A 391-nucleotide genomic window follows, 5' to 3' on the forward strand; every position below is an offset into this window, starting at 1 on the left:
GAGCATCGTATTTTTGTCGAAGGCGCTTTGATGAACATTAATTCATTTGATCAATGGGGTGTTGAACTTGGTAAAGAATTGGCAAATGAATTGTTACCAATACTCCGTGGAGAAAACAAGGCTGATAAACGCGATAGTTCAACATTAGGATTATTGGCACATATTCAGGCGAGACGTGCAAAATAAGTGTAATTGAGCAGTTTTTTACACAGTGGAAAAGAAATTTATGAGATAGGAATGTATGATAATCGATTATTTTTATGCATATTTTTATCATTAATCTGCTATTTCTAATATTGGATTGTAACAGCAGAAAATCAAAAAAAAAGACAAAAAATCACAAAAATAAAAATTTGAAGCACATAATAGAGAAGGGTTTTAAAAACCTTTT

At 30.9% G+C, this 391-nt stretch carries 1 pseudogene; it reads left to right on the plus strand.

Annotation, left to right across the window (positions count from 1 at the left end):
- Positions 1–186, plus strand: a pseudogene (locus J7R10_RS09435) (glucose-6-phosphate isomerase); the annotation flags it as partial.
- Between the last annotated feature and the right edge of the window lie 205 nt (positions 187–391).

Source organism: Bartonella vinsonii subsp. berkhoffii ATCC 51672 (assembly GCF_902825225.1).
Lineage (GTDB): Bacteria > Pseudomonadota > Alphaproteobacteria > Rhizobiales > Rhizobiaceae > Bartonella > Bartonella berkhoffii.